General features: G+C 51.0%; 15 protein-coding genes. 3 read left to right on the plus strand and 12 right to left on the minus strand.

Annotated elements, in window-relative coordinates; all coding sequences use genetic code 11:
• Nucleotides 1-20: 20 nt before the first annotated feature.
• Together EDM55_RS27610 and EDM55_RS27615 are read right to left on the minus strand one after the other, a co-directional pair.
• Nucleotides 21-980 (minus strand): ABC transporter ATP-binding protein, encoded by a 960-nt coding sequence (locus EDM55_RS27610; protein ID WP_092272656.1) that lies wholly within the window; start codon nucleotides 978-980, stop codon nucleotides 21-23.
• The gene (locus EDM55_RS27615; protein WP_122961876.1) at nucleotides 977-1,981 is read right to left on the minus strand and encodes an ABC transporter ATP-binding protein; all 1,005 of its coding nucleotides are present in this window, start codon (nucleotides 1,979-1,981) and stop codon (nucleotides 977-979) included. The genes EDM55_RS27610 and EDM55_RS27615 overlap by 4 nt, the downstream gene beginning before the upstream one ends.
• A 93-nt stretch (nucleotides 1,982-2,074) precedes the next feature.
• On the opposite strand from EDM55_RS27615, the gene EDM55_RS27620 reads away from it, so the two are divergent.
• A complete protein-coding gene (locus tag EDM55_RS27620) occupies nucleotides 2,075-2,983 on the plus strand; it encodes a LysR family transcriptional regulator (protein ID WP_092272662.1) in 909 nt (302 codons plus the stop codon).
• Here the strand turns inward: EDM55_RS27620 and EDM55_RS27625 are convergent.
• The 8 genes from EDM55_RS27625 to EDM55_RS27660 all read right to left on the minus strand — a co-directional run bounded on the left by EDM55_RS27625 (nucleotide 2,980) and on the right by EDM55_RS27660 (nucleotide 10,838).
• Entirely contained in the window at nucleotides 2,980-3,894 is a 915-nt protein-coding gene (locus EDM55_RS27625) for an ABC transporter permease (protein WP_309599984.1), read from the minus strand. The genes EDM55_RS27620 and EDM55_RS27625 overlap by 4 nt on opposite strands.
• The gene (nikB, locus tag EDM55_RS27630; RefSeq protein WP_122961877.1) at nucleotides 3,891-4,829 is read right to left on the minus strand and encodes a nickel ABC transporter permease; all 939 of its coding nucleotides are present in this window, start codon (nucleotides 4,827-4,829) and stop codon (nucleotides 3,891-3,893) included. The genes EDM55_RS27625 and nikB overlap by 4 nt, the downstream gene beginning before the upstream one ends.
• On the minus strand, nucleotides 4,829-6,508 hold the full coding sequence (locus EDM55_RS27635) for an ABC transporter substrate-binding protein (RefSeq protein ID WP_122961878.1): 1,680 nt from the start codon (nucleotides 6,506-6,508) through the stop codon (nucleotides 4,829-4,831). Before EDM55_RS27635 ends, nikB begins: the two co-directional genes overlap by 1 nt.
• Nucleotides 6,509-6,699: 191 nt before the next feature.
• Complete coding sequence (locus EDM55_RS27640) at nucleotides 6,700-7,035, minus strand: cupin domain-containing protein (RefSeq protein ID WP_092272671.1); 336 nt, start codon at nucleotides 7,033-7,035, stop codon at nucleotides 6,700-6,702.
• Between the two features lie 183 nt (nucleotides 7,036-7,218).
• Nucleotides 7,219-7,899, minus strand: a complete 681-nt coding sequence (locus EDM55_RS27645; RefSeq protein WP_122961879.1) for a GerAB/ArcD/ProY family transporter — start codon at nucleotides 7,897-7,899, stop codon at nucleotides 7,219-7,221.
• Between the two features lie 24 nt (nucleotides 7,900-7,923).
• A complete protein-coding gene (locus tag EDM55_RS27650) occupies nucleotides 7,924-8,817 on the minus strand; it encodes an AEC family transporter (RefSeq protein WP_092272677.1) in 894 nt (297 codons plus the stop codon).
• Nucleotides 8,818-8,988: 171 nt separating this feature from the next.
• Nucleotides 8,989-9,984, minus strand: a complete 996-nt coding sequence (gene cuyA, locus EDM55_RS27655; protein ID WP_092272680.1) for a D-cysteate sulfo-lyase — start codon at nucleotides 9,982-9,984, stop codon at nucleotides 8,989-8,991.
• Between the two features lie 83 nt (nucleotides 9,985-10,067).
• On the minus strand, nucleotides 10,068-10,838 hold the full coding sequence (locus tag EDM55_RS27660; protein WP_122961880.1) for a DUF169 domain-containing protein: 771 nt from the start codon (nucleotides 10,836-10,838) through the stop codon (nucleotides 10,068-10,070).
• A 322-nt stretch (nucleotides 10,839-11,160) separates the two neighbouring features.
• On the opposite strand from EDM55_RS27660, the gene EDM55_RS27665 reads away from it, so the two are divergent.
• Nucleotides 11,161-13,305 (plus strand): sigma-54-dependent Fis family transcriptional regulator, encoded by a 2,145-nt coding sequence (locus tag EDM55_RS27665; protein WP_246070999.1) that lies wholly within the window; start codon nucleotides 11,161-11,163, stop codon nucleotides 13,303-13,305.
• Between the two features lie 199 nt (nucleotides 13,306-13,504).
• Entirely contained in the window at nucleotides 13,505-15,091 is a 1,587-nt protein-coding gene (locus EDM55_RS27670) for a sensor domain-containing diguanylate cyclase (protein ID WP_170184419.1), read from the plus strand.
• 236 nt (nucleotides 15,092-15,327) lie between these two features.
• On the opposite strand, the gene EDM55_RS27675 is transcribed toward EDM55_RS27670, so the two are convergent.
• Both EDM55_RS27675 and EDM55_RS30505 read right to left on the minus strand, forming a co-directional pair.
• The gene (locus tag EDM55_RS27675) at nucleotides 15,328-15,984 is read right to left on the minus strand and encodes an IclR family transcriptional regulator (protein WP_307723933.1); all 657 of its coding nucleotides are present in this window, start codon (nucleotides 15,982-15,984) and stop codon (nucleotides 15,328-15,330) included.
• Between the two features lie 237 nt (nucleotides 15,985-16,221).
• On the minus strand, nucleotides 16,222-16,395 hold the full coding sequence (locus EDM55_RS30505) for a hypothetical protein (RefSeq protein ID WP_170184418.1): 174 nt from the start codon (nucleotides 16,393-16,395) through the stop codon (nucleotides 16,222-16,224).
• Nucleotides 16,396-16,543: the final 148 nt, after the last annotated feature.

Here is a 16,543-nt window from a genome sequence, read left to right on the forward strand (position 1 = left end):
GCGCTACATCTCCTCGCTTCTTATGAGTACAGATGGCATTTGACCATTTGTCCGAGTACGTATGTTTCCTTCGGTACTTCTGTCCTGCAAATATCCATGCACGATTGACAGCGGGGATGAAAGCGGCATCCCTTTGGCGGGCTCGCAGGAGAAGGCAGATCTCCCTGCAAAATGATGCGTTCTTTCTGTTCATCCGGGTCCGAGATCGGGATGGCGGAAATCAGCGCTTTCGTATACGGATGAAGTGGATTTTGGAACAGCTCTGCCTTGCTCCCAAGCTCGACAATCTCTCCCAAATACATCACGGCCACCCTGTCCGATATGTGCTCAACTACTCCCAAATCGTGGGATATGAAAATATACGTCATGCCGAACTGTTCCTGAAGGTCCTGCAGAAGATTCAAAATTTGTGACTGAATGGACACGTCCAGAGCTGACACAGGTTCGTCCGCCACAATCAGCTGGGGACGCAGCATCAGCGCTCTAGCGATTCCGATCCGCTGCCGCTGTCCCCCTGAAAATTGATGGGGATAGCGATCCAAATGGGATGGGTTCAAGCCTACGATATGTATCGTCTCTTCAATTAATGCTGCCCGCCGCGTCTTCGGGACCTTTTGCGCGATCAGCGGCTCCTCCAGGATACGGCGAATCGTCAGCTTGGGATTTAACGTAGCAAAAGGGTCTTGGAACACCATCTGCAGCTGGCTCCGCATCGCCCGCATTTCTTTTCCCGCCAGCTTCGTCAAATCTTTTCCCCGATACCAGATTTCACCTGACGTTGGCTCCAGCAATCTCAGCAGGCAGCGGCCCGTCGTCGATTTTCCGCAGCCCGATTCCCCCACAATACTCAACGTCTCTCCCTCATGAACAGTCAGATTGATTCCATTTACTGCCTGTACATATTCCGTCGGTTGAAACCAGCCGCTTTTTGCAGCGAAATGCTTTTTCAATCCTTTTACTTCCAGAATCGGTTTCGTCACGGGATGCTCCTCCCCTCTGCCGGCACAAGGTCATCATGCAGCCAGCATCTGCAAAAAGAACCATCCTGCAAGGTAGAAAGGGCAGGACTCTCTTCGTGGCAGATTGGCATCGCCTCCGTGCATCTTGCAGCAAAACGACATCCCGTCGGCCATTCACCCGGTGAAGGGACATTTCCCGAGATGGCATACAGCCGTTTTTCTCCCCGAGAGTGATGGGGTACTGAACGGATCAGTCCTTTGGTGTAGGGATGCTTTGGATGGCGCAGCAGCGTTCGGACATCCGCCGACTCGATGACTTGACCTGCGTACATGACCAGCACGCGATCGCACATTTCCGCGATTACGCCAAGGTCATGGGTAATCAGCATCACAGACATCCCTGTTTCCTTGCGCATCTCACGGATCAGCCCCAGCATCTGGGCCTGAATCGTCACGTCGAGGGCCGTCGTAGGTTCATCGGCGATAAGAAGCTGAGGACGGCAAGCCATCGCCATGGCGATCATGACACGCTGCCTCATTCCGCCAGATAAACGGTGCGGGTACTCGCCGTAAATCTCTTGGGCGCGTGGAATTCCCACTTGGGCAATCAGCTCAATGACACGACGCTTTCGCTCCTCTTGTCCGAGAGAGGTATGCAGCTTCAGCACTTCTCCGATTTGTCTGCCGATGGTCAGCACCGGATTGAGAGAAGTCATCGGTTCCTGAAAAATCATCGCCAGCCGATTGCCGCGAATCGTCCGCATCTCTTTCTCTTCCAACTCCAAAATATCTTTTCCTTCAAACAGGACACTGCCTGCGACCACTTTACCGCTTTTGCCCAAAAGCCTCATGATCGACAAGGAGGTGACGCTTTTCCCACAGCCAGACTCCCCAACAATGCCCAGCGTCTCACCTTTTTGCACCGAAAAGTCCACCTGATCCACGACTGTAACCGCTTTTTTGCGGGCGGAAAATTGGGTGGTCAAGCCCTTTACCTCCAGTACGGGCGGTTGGCGTTTCATTTGGCACCTCCAATCCGCAAGTTCGCTTGCTTTTTTGTGTTATACTTCTGCTCATATCAATAAGTAGTAATATTCTGAAAGGTTGTGGTTGCGATGAATCTCGATAATATTGAGGCGTTCTTGTATGCGTTTCAGCTCGGTAGCTTCAACAAGGCAGCAGAAGCGCTCTACTTGACTCAGCCGTCTATCACCGCCAGAATTCAGTCCCTGGAGAGAGAATTGGAAGGCCCTCTCTTTCACCGCGACGGCAAGCAGATCGCTTTGACAGAGCGTGGCAAGCAATTTCTACCGTACGCGCAAAAAATTTTGCATGCCTATCAAGAGATTTCCTCTACGCTGCGCGAGAAGCCTTTGGCGGAAAAAAGCCTGACCATCGGCTGCACCCTGCTGATGTCTACGCATATTCTCCCGGAAATTCTCCCGATCTATCGCAGGAAATACCCAGGAGTCAACATCCGGATTCTCGTTGGGTCCTCCGACTATATCATGGACAAGGTATTGAAGAAGGAGGCCGACTTTGGACTGGTACGGACGGTGTCGCATCCCCTGATCGAATCGTTTCACTTGCACACCGATACACTCCATCTGGTCGTGCCGCCGCATCATCCGTTTCGGGAGATACCTCCCTCAAAGCTGACCTGGGACAAGGTGGGCAAAGAACCGCACATTCTTCTCGCTCACGGCACGATAGAGTGGCTCTTGGTCCAGCGCCACTATCATCGAAACCAGATCAATCCCCATATCATGATGGAAGTAGACAATTTTGAAGCAGCGAAAAAAATGGTCATGCGCGGAGTCGGCATCAGCTTTTTACCGGAGCTCTGTATAGCGGAGGAGCTGTCCAACAACCTTCTCTATGAAATTTCGCCACAGCCAAGTGCTCAGCTCACGCGCAAGATTGATATCATCTTTTTACGAGATGGCAATCGCGATCTGGTCGAATTTTTCATCCATGCCGTCAAGGCTTTGGAACGGAAAACACTCCTCGCCAAAACGTTCTAAGCTGATTTCGGGTCAAAGATATCGCGCAAGGCATCTCCTAAAATATTTACCGTAAACACAACGATCGTGATCGAAATTCCTGGAAAGGTCGCCAGCCACCAGGCATCGTGAATATATTCCTTGCCTTCGCTGAGCATCGTTCCCCATTCAGGAGTTGGCGGCTGTGCACCCAGACCGATAAAGCTTAGAGCGGCTGTATCCAGGATCGCGATGCCAATCTGCAGCGTGGTGTACACGAGCAAAGGACTCATGATATTCGGCATGATCTGAAAGAGCAAGATGCGAGCATGAGAGGTTCCCACTGCTCGGCTCGCCTCCACATATCCCGAGGATTTGACTGACAAGGTGGCACCTCGCGTCAGCCTGGCGTACTTGGGAATCCCCGCGATCCCTACTGCAATCATCGCATTCGTCAAGCTCGGACCGAGGATTGCCACAATCGCCATTGCCATGATGATGTTCGGGATGGCGAGCAAAATATCCATGATTCGCATCAAGACCTGGTCGACGATGCCGCCGACGAAGCCACTCGTCACGCCGATAAAGGTCCCGGTAATAAAGGTGATGGATACGGCCATGACGGCCACCATCAGCGTGACCCTTGCTCCGTGCAGAAGTCTGGATAAAACATCTCTGCCAATGGAATCCGTCCCCAGCATATGCTCTGCCGAAGGTCCTGTAAGCAAGTCCTCATAGAACGGTTGGGTCGGGTCGTGCGGAGCGAGCCACGGCCCGGCTATTCCTACAGCGATCACCACCAGCAGGATTCCTAAGCTGTATCGGGCCTTCGGATTGCGCCACAGCTTTTCCAGAAAGCTGTCCTCCCGAATCCACGTCATCCTGCTGGTTCCTTTTTGCGAAGGGACCGGCGGAGGGGCTGGCAGAACTGGATTGGCTTGATTCATGGTCATGTTCCCTCCTTGAGCTTTCCGACCTCGATCCGCGGATCAATGACGCTGTATAAAACGTCGACCAACACGTTGATCAGGACAAAAATCACCCCGATGAACAAAATGATTCCTTGGACGAGGGGAAAATCACGCGACGCAATGGCACTGATCGCCAGCGACCCAAGTCCAGGCCAGTCAAATACCCGCTCAATGATGACGGTACCTCCCAAGAGCGAAGCAATCTGCAAGCCCACGATCGTCACAACTGGAATCATGGCATTGCGAAAAGCGTGAACGAACAGTACCGCACTCTCCCCCAGCCCTTTTGCTCTCGCCGTACGAATGTAATCAAACGTGAGCACTTCTACCATTCCGGCTCTCGTCAATCTACTGATCACCGTAGAAGCCAATACACCGAGCGTAACTGCTGGTAAAACAAGATCCATGAAGCCAGTTCCGCCTGCAATGGGGAACCACCCTAGCTTCACGGTAAAAAACATGATCAATAAAATTCCCAACCAAAAGCTAGGGATAGAAACTCCGAGCGTAGCCAGGCTCATCGCAGAAAAATCGAGCAGGGTGTCTTTAAATCTGGCCGCGAGAATACCCATCGTAATGCCGATGAATATCGCGATCAGCATCCCGCTCGCTGCCAGCTTGACGGTGGCGGGAAAGCGCTCTATGATTTCCGTCAGGACGGGGCGTCCTGTCTTGAAGGACGTCCCCAAATCCCCTTGGACTACATGAGAAAGGTATTGAAAATACTGCGTCAACAGCGGCTGATTCAATCCTAGCTGCTCTCGGAGGGCTTGAACCTGCTCCGCCGTCGCATTTTCCCCCAGCATGATGCGAATCGGATCACCCGGGATCAAATGGATCAAGGCAAAGGAAAAGATCGAGATCCCCAAAAGCACAATCAATCCGGAGCCCAAGCGCTGTAATAGAAACTGTTTCATTATTGATTCACCCAGCTGTCCTGGTACATCAAGCCTCGCAACGGATGCATCCGTACTCCTTCCACCGGCTTACGCACCACGTTGAACTGCTTCTCCGTATAAAGCGGTACCCACCATGCTTGCTCCACGACGTATTTTTGGATTTCCTTGTAGACTTCCTTGCGGGCGGCGCTGTCTACCGTCGTTCTGCCTTTGACCAACAGACTGTCCAGCTTGTCATCCTTGACGGCACTGAAGTTCAGACCATTGGCGATTTGGCTGGAGTGCAGGAACAGGTAAAGGACGTCCGGGTCATTTAGCGTGTACCCCATCAGCGTCATATCAAAATTTCCTTTTGTCGCCGTATCAACCAAAGCGCCCCACTCCAGCGTCACGATTTTCACATCGACACCGACATCCTTGAGCATCGCTTGAATGACTTGCGCAGCCTGTGCCCATGTACCTGTTTGCGCCAAGATCTCCATCGTCAGCGGCTTGCCGTCCTTTTCGTAGATTCCTTGCGCATTCTTCTGATAGCCGGCCTTTTCCAACAGCGCCTTTGCTTCATCGGCTTTATAGGCATAGCCGTAGTCTTTTACCCCTTCATCGTAACCAAACAGGGAGGGAGGAAGCGGACCATAGGCTACCACACCTTCGCCCTGTATGACGGCCTTCATGATTGCTTCTTTATTGATCGCCATGTTCAGAGCCTGTCTGACTTCAAGCTGCTGGAATACCGGCTTTCTCGTGTTCATCATAATGAACAGCCCGAGACCATTGCGAAGCATTTCCTTTACCTCATACTGTGGGTTATCCTTGTATTTCTTCACGTCCTTGGCATCGATTTTGGAAGCAATATCGATCGATCCACTCTCCAGCGCCGCTAGCATGGTCTGGTTTTCGTTGATGAATTTGTACACGAGCTTGTCAGGGTAAACAGGGCCTTGGTTCTTGGCGATCGGATCCGCCCAGGTGAAATCTTCATTGCGAACGAAAGTAATGGACTGACCATTCTCCCAGCTCTCAAATTTCCACGGTCCGACGCCCACCGGTTGACGTCCGTATTTGTCTCCAGCTTTCTTGATCGCCTCCAGGGAAAGCGGCTGCAGCCACCCCGGATCACTTAAGTATTGCAGCAAAGGCGCAAACGGTTGTTTGAGCGTAAGGACTAACGTCTTATCATCCGGCGCTTCCACCGAAGCTACCTCAGACAGGTTGCTGCCTGCGACTTTGGCAGCCGTCTGTGGGTCAAGGGCTCGCTGATACGTTTCAGCAAACGATTTGGCCGTCAGCGGTGTGCCGTCCTGAAACTTCACACCGGAGCGTATGACAAAGGTCCATGTCTTCCCATCCTCCGACACGGTCCAGCTCTCCGCTAAATAAGGCTTGAATTCCAGCGTTTCGGGATCCTGTGTAACCAATCCCCCACCGAGGTTCCCTGCGATTTGGTTCGCGACCGCCATCCCTGTTTTTTGGATATCTAATTGATCCGGCTCGTCTTTTAATCCAATGGTGATGGTCCCGCCCTTTTTCGGCTGCAGACTCGCAGAAGCAGGCTGTTCTCCTGTCGTTGCCTGTGTACCGCTCGGCGCAGCTGTGTTGCTCGTGGACGAGCTGCTACATCCCACGAACAACGAAGCTACCAGCGGCACCATTGCCGTCAAGGCTACTATTTTTTTGAAAGATACGGTCGTACCCATATCGTCGCCCCCTCGTATGTAGTAGAAATACTTTACGAAAACAGTATCATAATTCTGAAAATGCAGATTATCAGACGTTTTTATATGGTATAGATGATTTGTTTCCTACCTGCGCAGAAAACAAGAAAAGCCGCCACAATCCCGCTCCTTTCGGCCGGATCATGACAGCTTTTACGATCTATTTATCATTATTAAGAGCATCTCCTAAGCTTTGCTTGTAAATGTTGATTGGGCTCAATGAACAGCGTATGACATTCTCCATTTGGAACGAAGATCTTGTAAGCCACTCCTTTTGGAATGACGATCAGCTCTCCTGCTTCCACCCAGATGTTGCGCTCATGGTACATCATGAGCAGTCGACCTTTGATTACATACAGGAGCTCATCCTTATCATCATGCTGCTGCCAGTCAAATTCGCCCTGGAGCTTTTCCAGTTTGATGGAGGATCCATTCATTTCCCCTATTACCTCGGGACCACTGAAACCTTGAAACTGAGAAAAATGCTGACTGATATTGATCTTTTCCATCACGATGACCCTCTCCTTTTTTCTATATCCAAATGATACGTAAATGAGTAGGGAAGTTACATAGAACACGCCTCATAGCTAGATGAGAGTTCGAATCACAAAACGATGATAAGGTGCAGAATATTGAGATACCGCACACGCGCAAAGCCTGGTTTCGATCGATAAAGCTCTCTCTTCCAGGCTCTACTCGGTCTTGCTCTTCCGCAGCTTCCCCGCCACATACAGCATCAGGAGAATGTACATCTCCGCAAATCCGAAGGTAAAGGCAGGAAGCACTCCACTTATAATGGGACCCATGCCCTTAGCCGCAAGTGGCTGTAGATACGATATGTCCACTTGAGGGATCAGGAAGACGACGAGAAATACGAGCAATCCTAGAAACACCGGAAACAATAGCTCACTCATGCGTGCGAATGCCTTTACCCCATAGCGATAGGCGATGATCACCGTCGTGTACAGGATGATAATGGCTTCAGCTGGGGTCTCCGGCATCATCTGCGTAGTCATAAATTGACCCATCTCGCTTACTAGCGTGAGGCTGCATATATATTTCAAGCAGAAAAAATTGCTTTGTGCCACTTCAATCAGGCTTTTTCGCTGCTGCTTGTGTGCGATTCCGGAGAATAACCAACCAACAGCAAGCCCCAAAAATAATGCAATCAGCATCGATAGCCAAGCGTCCTGCTTTACGGAGGACGCAATGACAGTGGGGAGCACGAGGATCGAGTCACCGATCACCCCGAGAATGATTAAAATCGTGAACTGCCTCTCCAGCTTTCTTAGCTGCTGAATGAATCGACCAATGGCATAGCTTCCGGTCTGCGATGCATTTCTGCTTGGAAAATGCTGTTTTTTATCATGCATTGTCAAACTGCTTCCTGCTCGCTCCTAATGCAGGACATTCAGCAAAAACGTGAGCGTCCCTACACTGATGACAGTCGTCACCAGCACACTGCTGGATACAAACTGCGGTCTCATATTGAATTGAATCGCGTAGATCGCAGTGGTCGCCGCTGAAGGCATCGCTGCCAGAATGACCAACACATTTCGCAGCAGCGGATCGATCGGAAAGAACAGACAAATCAAGTACGCCAACAAAGGAGACGCTACCAGCCGGATCAAGCTGACGACACTCAGCTGCTGCCATGCGAAGTTGGAGGAAGACACATTCGCCAGCTGCATGCCGAGAATCAGCATAATAACAGGGATAGCTGCCTGCGCGACCAGATCAATCGCCTGGTAGTAGCTCTCGGGGATGACGATATTCATCTGTTGCATCAAAATCGCCACTACCACGGCATAATTGGAGGGCTGCTTGAAAATGGCTTTGACCGCCGTCCCCACTCCCCCTCTTCCCCTGGAGGCAAAATACACGCCGAACACACCCATAATAATGGAGTGAAAGACCATGATTTGCACGGCGTACGTAAAACCTGCTTCCCCAAACGCAAAGAGGATAATCGGCGTCCCGTAGTTTCCGCTGTTCATGAAGGCGGTGGACAGCATCACGGCACTCTCCAGCTGCTTGTCATATTTAAACAGCTTGGAGGTCAGGAGCGTGACCAGAATCAAGACTGCCAGAAGCAGCATCGAAATGATCACGATATAAAAGAGCTGAAGATCTAGGGCCGTCTTGTAAAAGGTGCGAAATACGAGGGCGGTCGTCAAAACGTAAATAGCCAGCGTCGATATCGGTTTCAGGTCCAGCTTGAAAATGCGTTGGAGGATGTAACCGGAGAGAAAGATCAACAAGACAGGCAAAATGACTTGAACAAAGATCATGACTTGTTACCCACTTTCCGAATCAAATGAATGCTAAGAACAGTATAGCAGAGGAAGCAAAAAAAACTCGCCATAAAAAGCGAGTTTTTCCCTGCGTTTGCTTGAGATCGGCTTGATGCTGTCTTCGTCACTCCATCATCGAACAAAGTTTCTTTCCTGTCGAAAGGGCACTCAGGGGATAAACAGCTGCGGCACCGTATACAGTGCCGGCGATCCGCCCGTATGCAAAAACAATAGGTGGTCCTCTTTGGCAAAACGTCCCTCTCGGATCATACCGATCAGACCTGCCATCGCTTTTCCGGAATAAACCGGATCGAGCAAGATGCCCTCTGTTTGGGCAACCAGCTTCACGGCTTCGATCATTTCCTCGGTTGGAATCGCATAGCCAGGACCTACGAAGCGGTCATCGCAGAGAACAGACTCGGGACGAATCTCCCCTCGCAGACCAATCATTTCAGCGGTGCTGGCGAAAAGGTCCAGCACCTTCGCTTCTTGCGCCGCACGATCGCGGCTGACGTTTACTCCAATCACCTTTATGTCGGACTGGCGAGCGAGGAAGCCTGCCAAAAGGCCTGCCTGCGTTCCCGCACTCCCTGACGCCGTTACCACATAATCGTACACGATGCCGGACTCCCATGACTGCTGCTCGATTTCCTGCGCGCAAGCCATATAGCCGAGTGACCCCACTTCATTGGAGCCGCCCACCGGAATCAAATACGCTTTTCTTCCTTGGTCTGCCAGCTCCTGTGCCAGCTTCTCCATCACAGGCAGTGTGTCACCACCCGCAGGAATCACTTCGATCTTTTCCACTCCCAGCAAATGAAACAGCAGATGGTTTCCGTTCGCCTGGGGATTGTAGCCGTCGATCGGCTCTGTCAGTACTAGCTGGCATTTGAGCCCTTCCCTTACTGCGGCAGCCAGTGTCAGGCGACAATGGTTGGATTGAACGGCTCCGCATGTAATCAGTGTATCGGCTCCCTGCCTGAGGGCGTCTGCCACCAGGTATTCCAGTTTGCGTGTCTTGTTTCCCCCCACGGTCAGTCCCAGCTGATCGTCGCGTTTGATGGAAATCGTGGGTCCCCCCAGCACCTGCGAAAGCCGCTCCAGCTTCTCGATTGGAGTGGGTCCAGCCGTGTAGCGCCTGCGCTCATAGCGAATTTTGTTCATGCACTTCTCCTCATTTCCTGCGAATAGTCTCTCTAAAGAATACTACTCGCCGCAGAGGATTCCTCTATGACCAGGCGTTGTCTTTATCCGTAGCTATGCTGCATCCCTGCGCGAACATCCATCTGAACCCCGTATTGGGGAATCGGATAGCGCAGTCCATTCTTGGAAAGCTGTTCGAGTCCATCTAGTGCTTTTAGCAAAAATTCGGGCGGCAAAGCCATGAGCAGCTCGTCATCCAGAACTCCTCCGTAGCGCCTTTCGGCAAAACAGGGGATCGAGAGACTCGGCTCCCCTGTACTCAATGCACGTCCCCAGGAATCGGCGCAGGACGATTCACCAACGACACTCCACTCCAGCTTTTTGTAGCCGGACCACTGCAAGCCATTGATGAACAGAATCATCTGTCCCGGTGTTCCGTACAGCAGACAAATATCGGGTGTAAAACGCTGCGAGATCAAGGGAGAAACCGCCATGGCTTCGTATTGTCCAAAAGGCACGACTGTCATAGCTTGCTGATGGGCAGCTGCCTCTTGTTCGTTTTCAAACCAGACACCGGCCATATTCTTCCCCGACAGCCATTCCTCTGTGCGAGGATGCAGCCCGAGGACGACTCCACACTGGGGAGATACGAGATCGTCTGCCGTGATCCCGACCGTCCAGCCTAAACGGGCAGCCTGCGCCACGATCTGATCCGCTGTATGTATGGCCTGCGGACGACGAATCCGGTGGATGGCTTCCATTTCCTCGCGTGTGGCAAACAGCTTCATTCCGATCGGGGTCGTTTTTAAGCGCAAATACTGCTGCAAGCGATCGACGATTTGCTTCCAGTCATACACGGATTGCTTTTGCTCCAAGCCTATTTCTCCCCCTTATTGGCGGTTGTCCAGCATCTTCTACTGTTCATCCGCCTATTTGTCATAGTAGCTCGCATCGACATGCCGCCTACTGCCATTCTATTCCTCGCATGAATGGATAAGGACACAGGCACCCCATCCCCTTCACCTGATTAACGCTTTCATTTATGCAAAAGAAGTGCCACCTTCAACTGCTTGGCTTACACGAAAAAAAGTGAATGCGCCTACAAAAATGTTCCTCCTTCGCATACAATTGATGTAATATTCAGACACTTGTACAAAAAAACACACATCTTGTGGAAGAGGGGGAATGCTCGTGAACATGTCCAGCTGCATGACCAAAGAGTTTGTCGCTCTGCAGGCAGATTGTACTTTGGGATATGTCTTGACCCAGTTTCTTGCGCATCGCCAAGACGTAGGATGCATCCTGTATGAGGACGGCACCCTGGAAGGGATCATCACGAAATATCAGCTCTATCGCATGATTCTCAAGAATTGTCCACTCGACACTCCCATCACGCCTTACCTGTACCGCGATGTGACGACCGTTCCCTTTCACTACCCTGTCACGGAAGCGAGGAAAATCCTGCTCTCCGCAAAGGTCGCCCATGCGGTGATCGTGGATGACGATGGGAAAGTCCTCGGTGTTTCCACCAAAAGCGACTTGATTCAAAGCTTCCTGCAGCGAGAGCGTCGTTTGATCAACCAGATGACCGCCCTGATCGAAAATCTCGAGGACGGTGTCATCGGGATCGACCACATGCATCATATCCATACGTTCAACTCTGCTGCAGCGGAAATGTTTCAAATCAACTCCGCCACAGTGATGGAGGAACACATCCAGACACTTTTACCCAAGATCAGTGACGGCATGATTCACGCCCTGGAAAACGAAGCCCCTCGTGAACCGCAAAAGGTCCAGCTCCCTTCCGCTGTCGTTATGGCTTCCTACACCCCCATTTCTTTTCGCGAAAAAGTGATTGGCGCAATTGCCGTGCTGCGTGATCTCACTGCGTATGAGAAAGTGGCCCGCGAGCTGGAAACGACCAAGCGTCTCGAGGGGATGCTCGAAAGTGCCTTGGAGATGGCCTATGACGGCATCGCGATCATCGATGAGCAGGGCTGCTTTCAAATGGTCAACGATGCGCTGCTGGAGCTTTACGACATTTCGCGGGAGGAGCTGCTCGGTACACCAGCCTCGCAAAGCTTGCCAGAGCTGAACCTGGAGGACACGCTGCGCACGGGCAAAGAGCTCGTCGGCGATATTCAGATCATCCGCGGCATCAAATGCGTCATCACCCGCATGCCGATCATCGTTCAAAACAAGCAGGTGGGGGCGATTGCCAAAGTCATCTTCCGTCAGCTTCCCCATATGAAAGACCTGTTCAGCCGCATGGAAAACCTGGAGCACGAGCTCACCTACTATCGCGGCGAATACATGCGCTCCCATGTGCAAGGTACGGCTTTCGACCATGTGATCACGCGCAATTCGGCGATGGAATCCACCAAAAACCAAGCCTATCTATCTGCCCAGGGCTCCTCGACCGTCCTGATCACAGGCGAGAGCGGAACAGGCAAGGAGCTGTTTGCTCAAGCCATTCACGAAATCTCAGGGAGACCCGGCCGCTTCGTCAAAGTAAATTGCGCTGCCATTCCCGAGGAGCTTTTGGAATCGGAGTTTTTCGGTTATGCCGACGGTGCGTTTACCGGGGCTCGAAAGGGCGGAAAGCCCGGCAAATTCGAACTGGCTGACGGGGGCACGCTGTTTCTAGACGAGATTGGCGATATGCCGCTGGCGTTGCAAGCCAAGCTCTTGCGCGTTTTGCAGGAGAAATCCTTTGACCGGATCGGCGACACCGTCAGCAGGACCGTGGATGTGCGCATCGTCTCTGCCACCAACAAGCATCTCGAGGATCTGATTGCCGAACGAAAATTCCGTGAAGACCTTTACTACCGCATTCACGTCATTCATCTCGCCATCCCGCCGCTTCGTGAGCGAAAAGAGGACTTGCCCCTGCTCTGCAGCCATCTGGTGCAGAAGCTGAATAAAATTTTAGGGAAGCAGGTACAAGGCGTCACTCCATCTACCTTGGAGCGTTTGCAGCACCATCATTGGCCAGGAAACGTTCGGGAATTGGAAAATGTCTTGGAAAGGGCCATGAACCTGAACGCGGGAGACTGGATCGTCCCGGAGGCGCTGCCTGCCTTTCTCGCCAATGCAGAGCCCCTTTCCTTGCCAGCCCCTCCTCTTCTCCCAGCAAAGCTGCCAGCCATGACGCACAGCAAGCGGGATGTCATAGCGGCAGCCGAGAGAGACTTGATCGTCGCAGCTCTCTCCGAATGCGGTGGAAATCGCAGTCTCGCTGCTGAAAGACTCGCTATCAGCCGCTCGACCCTCTATCAAAAAATCAAGAAATACCAGATTGAGGAGCGAAGCTTTTTTGAGAGCAAATCCCCGTATCCGTAAAGGTACTGGGATTTTGTCATTCTCATCTCATGTCCCGTGTTTGAAATGCCGATACCTTTTAAAAGGTACTCTACTCCACCTTATTCCTGTCCATTCCGGCACGGTCAGCTTTTTCCTTTGAAAAAACGATTCATCTGCGAATAAACGGGGTAAAGATTATTCCATGGTTTTATATGGTGCAAATGAAAAGGTGTTGGGCATGACGAAGAGAAAAACCTATACTCTCCGATTTATTCTTGAATTGCTAGTCTTGTTTTCCGTTCTCCTCACTGTCTTGATTGGTGTCATTTCCTCTATTCGCGTCAATACAGCCTCACTTACCGCCAACTTTTTGGAAAACAACTTCCACTATGCCAGAAAGCTAGCGAGCAACACCACAGAAGTATTGTACGGCATGCAAAACGCAATGGACTCTTTGGCTTTACGCAGCTCAAGACAACCCATTCCCCCAGCCGAGCTGCAGGACTGGTTTGCGGCAAACAAGAATTTTTTTTACTCCATTTTGATAGCGGATGCCCAAGGAACCATACGCCAGATTGTCCCCATGGTGGAAGGAGCTGAACCAGGTACGAAGCTCACTTCTCCTGCAGCCAAACAAGCGATCTTACTGAAGAAACATTTGATCTCCAAACCTTATGTCGGCGTCACCGGCAGACTGATTCTCTTGGTATCAGCCCCCCTCTTCGATCATCAGGGACAATACAAAGGCTTTGTCGGAGGAACCATCTACCTCGAGGATTCCAATGTGTTGAACCGAATGCTGAAAGAGCATTTTTACGGCGACGGCTCATACGTGTACGTCGTGGATGAGGATGGCCGCTTGATCTTCCATCCAGTGCAAGCGCGACTAGGCGAGTCCGTCGCGATGAACCCGGCGATTCAAAAAGCACTGGCGAGAGAAAATGGTTCTGCTGAAGTCGTCAACAGCAAAGGGGATTCTTTCTTTGCAGGTTATGCCTATGAACCCATTACCGGATGGGGGATCGTATCGCAAACGCCGACCTCCCGCGTAAATGAATCCAACCTGCAGCTTCTCAAAAGCTTGCTAGCAACAGCGCTGCCTTTCCTTTTAATCATTATCGGAATCGTCTGGCTGCTCGCCAAAAATATCAGCAACTCGTTATCCAGGCTGGCTCATTTTTCCGGGGGAACGGTAAAAACGGGAAGGAAGGGTACCGAGATCCCGATGACTACTTCCAAGATTTACGAAGTGCAAAAGCTGTACCAGAGCACACGAATGGCCATGCGACTTGTAAACAAGCGGCTAATCAAGCTGCAGACCGAGGTCAGAATCGATGGATTGACCAGGCTGTACAATCGAAAGATGTTTGATTACACCCTCCAGGATCACATCAAGAACAAGACTCCCTTTTCATTGGTCATGCTGGATATCGATCATTTCAAGAAAATAAACGATACCTATGGACATGTCATGGGTGATGAAGTGCTCAAGCTCGTCTCCAAAACGATGCTGGAGCAAACTCGGGAGGATGACCTCTGCTTTCGCTACGGGGGCGAGGAATTTGCAATCTTGATCCTCGACGCCAATCAAAAATTGGCTTATCACATCGCGGAGCGTCTCCGCTACGCTGTTGCTGCGTTGGAAAATCCGACGACATCCACGATTACCATCTCGCTGGGGATCGCGAGCTTTCCGCTGGATGGGAGCAAGCCGATCCAGCTTGTCACATCTGCAGATCAAGCGCTCTACCTTTCGAAGCAGCAGGGAAGAAACCAGACGACCTTGTTTACGTCTGCGCGGCACGATGTCGAAGCCTTACCTTGACGCCCTCCCTCAAAAAAAGAGACTCGGGCACCATTCACCCAGTCTCTCTCCCATCCTTTTATGACCACTCGATCCCCTCTATTGCTTGTATCGTCTCGCTGTACTTCCATAAAAAAGACCTCGGCGCCATTCAGAGCTTGCTATGCTGCTGATGTCGGACAACGCCGTATAAATAATGGCGGCAATCCCAAAGAACAATTTGCTGAAAGTCACATTCAGGCTGATCGTAGACGGGGTTACCCCGAACTCTTCCGAGAGGTTGGGGGTAAAAATGCTGCTTGCTGGCAAAGCCAAACAAGGCGGTCCGATTCTTTGCTCATTCGAAGCTCCAATCCAGAGATCGATAAACCTGCCACGACATTGCCCGTATAATCTTGTATGGGCACGGCAATTCCCATGCCGCCCAACGAAAAATCATTCGCGGATATGGAATAGCCTTGCTCCCGAATCACAGCCAGCTCCCGCAATAGCTCGTCCGGATCGCATACGGTGTATTTCGTATAGCTCTGCAGTCCGTTGGCAATAATTTGCCGGATGCTATCCTCTGGCAGATAGGCCATTAATATTTTCGTAGTCGCTCCCGCATGAAGCGGCACTCTTTTTCCCATCGGAGACGTATAGCGAACGCTTTGGGAAGACTCCACTTTTTCTATGCAGATGCCTTCCAAATGGTCTACAATCTTAAGCATGACTGTCTCATTCGTCTGCTCGCACAGCTCTTCCATGATTGGTTTTGCGATTGAACGGAGGTTCATTTGATTGGCGACGATCATCCCTAATTCAAACAGCTTGATCCCCAGTGCGTACTTCTGATTGACAGGATTTTGTTTGACAAAGCCGCGATTTTCCAACGTGACCAACGCCCTGTGCGTCACACTCTTGTACACCTGCAAATGCTCGCTCAGCTAAGATACGCCCCACTCCGGCTTGTTTTCCAAACTCACACCTCTTGTCCTCTAAATAAGAACGGCGTTCTCTTTTTTGTTTTTTTAAAATTACAACTTATCTTTGATAGGCTGTGAATCTATTTTGGATCGGCATAAGAAAAATCTCCATGCGTCCTCCGAGGTTCGGCATGGAGATCGGTTTCAGATGATTTGCGCTAGACTAACTAGAGACAGTCCTTTTTTCTATAGGTTCTCCGCACTCTTCAAAGCGTGCTCCCAGCTCGGGAAATAGAACAATGCGTTTCTCATTAGCTCGGGATCCGTTTGCTTTACTTGCTTTTTGCTGACCGACCCTCCATTGCTCTGGATCGATTTGATTCTGTTAATGACCTCATCTGCTCCAAAAGTAGCTTCCATATGCAAACACTCCTTTCAGACTTGAAATTCACTTCTATTGTGGACAAGCAGGATTTGATCCATACGAATTTTTCAATCTTTTTCGCAACGTCTGTCTAAAATACTAACTTTAGATAGCTTACAAAAGTGATATAACTATGCTATTTTA

It is taken from the genome of Brevibacillus centrosporus, from assembly GCF_003710815.1.
GTDB classification, from domain to species: Bacteria; Bacillota; Bacilli; order Brevibacillales; family Brevibacillaceae; genus Brevibacillus; species Brevibacillus centrosporus.

Bases quoted from the DNA above. Each gene is read 5' to 3' on its own strand.
- EDM55_RS27615 (WP_122961876.1), bottom strand. From the start codon at position 1,981: ATGAAACGCCAACCGCCCGTACTGGAGGTAAAGGGCTTGACCACCCAA.
- EDM55_RS27620 (WP_092272662.1), top strand. From the start codon at position 2,075: ATGAATCTCGATAATATTGAGGCGTTCTTGTATGCGTTTCAGCTCGGT.
- EDM55_RS27625 (WP_309599984.1), bottom strand. From the start codon at position 3,894: ATGACCATGAATCAAGCCAATCCAGTTCTGCCAGCCCCTCCGCCGGTC.
- nikB (WP_122961877.1), bottom strand. From the start codon at position 4,829: ATGAAACAGTTTCTATTACAGCGCTTGGGCTCCGGATTGATTGTGCTT.
- EDM55_RS27635 (WP_122961878.1), bottom strand. From the start codon at position 6,508: ATGGGTACGACCGTATCTTTCAAAAAAATAGTAGCCTTGACGGCAATG.
- EDM55_RS27640 (WP_092272671.1), bottom strand. From the start codon at position 7,035: ATGGAAAAGATCAATATCAGTCAGCATTTTTCTCAGTTTCAAGGTTTC.
- EDM55_RS27645 (WP_122961879.1), bottom strand. From the start codon at position 7,899: ATGCATGATAAAAAACAGCATTTTCCAAGCAGAAATGCATCGCAGACC.
- EDM55_RS27650 (WP_092272677.1), bottom strand. From the start codon at position 8,817: ATGATCTTTGTTCAAGTCATTTTGCCTGTCTTGTTGATCTTTCTCTCC.
- cuyA (WP_092272680.1), bottom strand. From the start codon at position 9,984: ATGAACAAAATTCGCTATGAGCGCAGGCGCTACACGGCTGGACCCACT.
- EDM55_RS27665 (WP_246070999.1), top strand. From the start codon at position 11,161: ATGTCCAGCTGCATGACCAAAGAGTTTGTCGCTCTGCAGGCAGATTGT.
- EDM55_RS27670 (WP_170184419.1), top strand. From the start codon at position 13,505: ATGACGAAGAGAAAAACCTATACTCTCCGATTTATTCTTGAATTGCTA.
- EDM55_RS30505 (WP_170184418.1), bottom strand. From the start codon at position 16,395: ATGGAAGCTACTTTTGGAGCAGATGAGGTCATTAACAGAATCAAATCG.